We start from the raw sequence: 4,955 nt of genomic DNA on the forward strand, positions 1-4,955 counted from the left end.
CTTGGCCTCCTCTGTGTTTGAGCGTATTACAGCTCGTACGTCTGTGAAGACTTCGATTTGCGACGTGAAAACCAACGAATAATTCGCTTGATCGAGTACCAAGCGATCGCTATTATCAATATCGATACTACGAGGACAACGATGACTTGCATCGTGTTGAATCCAGCCATTGCAAACTCATTTCTCTAAAACTGAGATTTACGGGGCGACGTTGAATGATCCCGATTTAGTCTTGACGTCTTGGCTGGGAGCTGCTGTCCAGCTGGTCTCGAATCCGTTGAACTTGTAAGTTCGATCGAAGGACAGGTTGTTCTTTCCGATCGGAACTTTCAAAGACTACAGAACATTCTGGAACACCTACATGGAGCTGTTCAGCCGCAGTTACAATGGCCTACAAACGAATGCTCTCACCGGTCAGCTGGCGAAGACCCGGTGCGTGGTTGAGTAGGGCCTCTCCCCTTCAAGAACTGAAAAATCATGGTAGAAATATATCGAGGATTTGTCTATGAATTACCGTCGGCGATTCAGACGAATGGAATTAATTCTTTCGGCTGGGTCACTGGGAACACGGTCATGAATAGACTTCATTGATTCAGATAAGTCGCTGCTACGCAGAAACATCGGTTGCAGTTACACGCGGCGGGCTTTTGAGCGAGTCATTAATTCATGTCCACCCACTAGTAGCCCCAGTAAAGTCCCCGCAATCGGTACAAATACTGCGATAATCAGGGTTATAAGATTCTTGAACGACTTATTCTTGAGTAAATTCCAAATCGTCAGGAAAACAACCACGATCCAAGCTGTTATGAGAACAGCTTCCAATAGATTTAGCTCAAGCATCGTAGTCCCAGAATGCAACGCGCGATCCCTTTCCATCCAGCCTTAGGCCTTGTACTGACTTGCCTTCCATTAAACCTCCGACTTTCGAAACTTGCCAAGTGATTTCGCAGACAGCTTTGGTTTTTTTACTCTCAAAATATGGCGTTGGAATCGACTGAATTTTTCGCAGAGGAATGAGATTCGAGTAGAATCCTCCGCAACTATTGATAGCGGTAACCGTCTTGCCGTTGTACTGATAAGTCATTCGAGCCTCAAGTGAGGCGTACTTGACACCAAATAACTTCCACGTTTTCTTGTGGGTATCAGTTTTTTTCTTCACCGCAGCGGTTTGGGCAATGCCAGTCAATGCAGTATTACTTGGAGAAGCAACAGATCCCGTCAGTGTAGTTTCTTGCACCTCTTTCCAATCGCCGGTGCCGGCTTTGAAAATAGACTCTGGGTTGAGAGCAGCCGCAAGAACTTTCTCCTGCTGATCAGTGGAGAGTTTTTCGAACTTGAGGCGATCTTCCTTATCTAAATTCGTGCGGAGAGTTTTGAAGTTAGCTTCTTTTCCGTCGCCCGAGACAGTTACTCCGGCTGAAGCCGGAGCCGCGAAGAGCGAGAAGGCCAGACCCAGCACTCCCATGGCTGAGATAGCCCGCTTAGCAGATATATGCATAATGCTCCTTTAGAAGATGAAGGATGATCTTTCATTACATTCAAAGTGAAAATATATCCCGAATTTTTATTTATGAGTAAAAGACACGCCGGGAGAATTGCCGACAAACCTCTACTTGGACTGCGCGTTTTAATTCGATGACGTCGGCATTTCGTTACTGGGCTGAAATGCGCATTACCGAAGACTGCCAGTGACTCTAATCCTCACTAAACTTCCAAAACTGGAGCCGAGACCGATGTCAGGAGATGCGCGCGTTTTGGAGGCAACCACTAACATTTCCACGTTTTTGCCTTGTGTTAGCTTGTGGGATCGTTTTCTCTGACGGTCCAACGAAGTGGAAGGTATTGTTCAGGGACTTCTAGCTCGAAGGAATGCTGGGTCGCGACCTAGTCGCGTATGGGCTGAATATCTTAGGCCGCTGTTCCAATCTCTTTCCTAACAACGCCTAAAGCCCAAGTTTCCTCGAAAAGTCTACTATTCGCGGCTCGTGTGGATATCGTCGGCTCGACCTGCTCTGCAGGTTCAGCCTCCGGTTGCACTTTCGACATATAGTTCTTAGCCAGCCATGCCTCCCTTGTCGCGAGGGGCGTTGACGATTTCCAGGACATCAGGAAAGTAGCGCAGATTCCGATACGCCAAATCACTGTTTGGGCTCGTCATCTCGTCATTGGCGGCTCTCCGTGGCACGTAGAGGTGGGCTACGTCGTTGGGGTACCGGAACCAGTGAGGTGGAGTCAATATCGCGCTCATCCCTGTCCCGTAGGTAGTGTTGAACCACGGTAGCCCTGCCTTTAAGCGACCAGATTTACGCGAAATTCTTTGGTCAAGTGCAGTTGCCCAGTAGTAGCACCCAGACGACTTTCCGGGTTGGGTGTACGGCGACGGCTTTCGGCAAAACTGGTTTGGCTTCGCCGCTAGGATCCGAACTATTGCCTACGCTTGGGTCAAGCACAGAGATCGGGAGCAGCGATGAAGTATGAAATAGCCAATGCGGATGCAGATTCTCATACAAGAAACGATAAGTCACTGACGATCTTGGGGCTTTCCGTAGGCATCTCGTTTCTGCTCATTGCGGTTGTCATGCTCAGTGGCCAGGTGGCATATGCCATCTATCTAGCCCTGATGACGGTCATTGTTTTAGTAATTGCATTCTTGACGGCCTTGTTAATGGCTAATTTTAAGGTTTGGTCGCCTGCTTCGAGGGCAATAGTCGGTGTTACTTTGGGTTGGTTATTATCTGGATTCATCAGTGCTACCTTCGATGCGCTGTTCTCCGGTTCAGAATTCGCATTACTTCCTGACGCTTGGCTTCTTGGCCTAGCGCCATTGGTTGTTGTCTATGTGGTCGGATGGGTTATTCGCCAACGACAGCGCTAGTTGGGTTACACTAATTTTTCTTTGCCGCGAGAAAATGACCTCCTTTTGCTAGGGGGATATTGTCTGTCTCTGTAATTTTTAAGTGTGAGCGGATTGGCGCTATTGACGTGCCAGAGTGGTTGATGCGAATGGGATCCGCTAGTAACTAGCTACTTTATTGGCGACTACACCCAATTGACACAATGGTTGGCTTATCGGTACCTTTGTGTCATGGAGACAATGACTACACGGGAAGCTGCAGAGTGCTTGAAAGTCACCACCGAAGCTGTGAGAAAGATGCTGAAAAATGCACGCCTTGAACAAGCCGGGGTGGCTGGCCGGACAATCCTGATCGATGCTGGCTCAGTGCACCGCGTTAAGCGCGATGGTAAGCGCTCGGGACGCTTATGGACAGAGCAAACCGCGTGGGCCGCACTGTTCCTGCTCTCTGGTCAAAAAGTAACCTGGCTTTCCTCAAGCGAACTGTGGAGACTGCGGAAAAGGCTGGCCAGCGTTTCTGCGGAGGAATTCCAGCAATTGGCACGAAATCGAGCTACTTCGCGCCGGTTCAGGGGAAGCGATTCTGCGAAGCAAATGCTTTCCAAAGCTATGGCCGTTACGGGCACCGGGCTTCTGGCGGATCCTCGTATAGCTAATTCATTCAATCTTGCCTCTGGAGCCGGTGCGTTTGAAGGCTACGCAAAGGCCGGGTTTATCGATAAAAACGCCAAGAAACTGGGTCTCAGAGAAGACCCAACAGGTGACATAGTGATCAGAGAACTCAACTTCGTCCTTCCGCTGAATGATGGACACGTGCCAACTGCAGCCATCGCAGTCGATCTGCAGGACTCACATTCCACCCGCGAGCGATCTGCCGGACGCGCCAAGATTGAAGAGTTGCTACATGCCCGATAAGTCACCCCCACGTCAAACGGTCAGCGTCGAACTCCCTGTGGGAGGGTGGCCATCTCCCTGGCCCCAGTGTTTGGAACTGGCCCAAGCATTCGATACCTCAAAATGGACCCTCGTAGGAGGGCTCATGGTGCAGCTACATGCTGCCATAGCGAAGGTTCCCGTCACCCGGCCAACCACCGACGTTGACCTGGTGCTTCATGTGGAAACCGGAGCAGTATCTGGACCTGAAGTGAGCCGTACGCTTTCCCAACTCGGATATGAATTGCAGCTGCCGTTGCGCAAAAGCTCGCCAGCTCACCGTTTCATCAGATATCAAGATGGGTTCAAGGAGACTATCGACGTGATGGTCGCTGATCACGGAATTTCCAAGCCACCTTTGACGATCGGTGGGCGGGAACCATTCCAGGTTTCCGCTGGAATGCAGGCCTTGAAGCGCACTGCCAGCTGTCAGATCGTGGATTCCAAGGGCGCGATTATCACTACGCTGAGTATCCCTAGTCCCTTAGCAGCACTGGTGTTGAAGGGGGCCGCGTATCGGGAGGACACGAGGGACCGGGAGCGGCATCTTGAAGATGCCGCCTTGTTATCGACGATTTTAGGTGATCCGCTCGCACTGGTACCGGAGCTGCAAGGATCTGACCGGTCTCGGATCATCGGCCTCAACAACCAACTATCAGACCTGAGCCATCCTGCGTGGGCCGGTTTTGATGAAGATCGTCGCCGCGATGGCCACTACGCGCTCGATATTCTCTCCAGTAATCCGCAAGACTTCGCATTTGGCGAAGGATTGGATACTGCCTTCTAAAACGACACTTGGTGTTCTGGCAGCCGTCACTGGTGGAACCGGAACCGTGGTAATTGCGGGTTACATTCTCACCGGCGCGCAGGTCGGAGTTCTAGCAGGTATCGCCACTTCGTATACGGCTATTCTAGGCTGGGTTTCCCTTAACATCTGCTAGGCCAACCAGTATCGATAGGAGGTTCGCAATGGATCCAATGACTGGAATCATCATTGCAATAGTTGTCGGCGTTATTGTCGTTTGTTTTTTCATCGTCTTTATCTCCCGGATGAGCAAAAAAAATAAAGCCGCTCATCCAGAGATGGACACCACCCGTAAATTTGAGATGCATCGTCAGAAAAAGGACGGATAGTTCAAACGGACTAAAAGGTGAGGGCTGGACTCCA

5 protein-coding genes are annotated in these 4,955 nt (G+C 50.3%); 4 read left to right on the top strand and 1 reads right to left on the bottom strand.

What is annotated here, in order from left to right:
• Positions 1-832: 832 nt before the first annotated feature.
• Positions 833-1,498: a hypothetical protein gene (locus tag CIK74_RS05430; protein WP_096254762.1), complete on the bottom strand. Its 666-nt coding sequence runs from the start codon at positions 1,496-1,498 to the stop codon at positions 833-835.
• Between the two features lie 969 nt (positions 1,499-2,467).
• On the opposite strand from CIK74_RS05430, the gene CIK74_RS05440 reads away from it, so the two are divergent.
• From CIK74_RS05440 to CIK74_RS18480, 4 genes are all read left to right on the top strand, one after another.
• Positions 2,468-2,875: a hypothetical protein gene (locus tag CIK74_RS05440; protein ID WP_096254764.1), complete on the top strand. Its 408-nt coding sequence runs from the start codon at positions 2,468-2,470 to the stop codon at positions 2,873-2,875.
• A gap of 219 nt (positions 2,876-3,094) precedes the next feature.
• Positions 3,095-3,769, top strand: a complete 675-nt coding sequence (locus CIK74_RS05445; protein ID WP_096254765.1) for a DNA-binding protein — start codon at positions 3,095-3,097, stop codon at positions 3,767-3,769.
• 124 nt (positions 3,770-3,893) lie between these two features.
• Positions 3,894-4,574, top strand: a complete 681-nt coding sequence (locus CIK74_RS05450) for a hypothetical protein (RefSeq protein ID WP_205738256.1) — start codon at positions 3,894-3,896, stop codon at positions 4,572-4,574.
• 182 nt (positions 4,575-4,756) lie between these two features.
• Complete coding sequence (locus CIK74_RS18480) at positions 4,757-4,921, top strand: hypothetical protein (protein ID WP_141392878.1); 165 nt, start codon at positions 4,757-4,759, stop codon at positions 4,919-4,921.
• The last annotated feature ends 34 nt before the right edge of the window (positions 4,922-4,955 follow it).

This window comes from Glutamicibacter sp. BW77 (genome assembly GCF_002332285.1).
GTDB classification, from domain to species: Bacteria; Actinomycetota; Actinomycetes; order Actinomycetales; family Micrococcaceae; genus Glutamicibacter; species Glutamicibacter bergerei.

Coding starts and splice junctions, on each gene's coding strand:
- CIK74_RS05430 (WP_096254762.1), bottom strand. CDS start 1,498: ATGCATATATCTGCTAAGCGGGCTATCTCAGCCATGGGAGTGCTGGGT.
- CIK74_RS18480 (WP_141392878.1), top strand. CDS start 4,757: ATGGATCCAATGACTGGAATCATCATTGCAATAGTTGTCGGCGTTATT.
- CIK74_RS05450 (WP_205738256.1), top strand. CDS start 3,894: ATGGTGCAGCTACATGCTGCCATAGCGAAGGTTCCCGTCACCCGGCCA.
- CIK74_RS05445 (WP_096254765.1), top strand. CDS start 3,095: ATGACTACACGGGAAGCTGCAGAGTGCTTGAAAGTCACCACCGAAGCT.
- CIK74_RS05440 (WP_096254764.1), top strand. CDS start 2,468: ATGAAGTATGAAATAGCCAATGCGGATGCAGATTCTCATACAAGAAAC.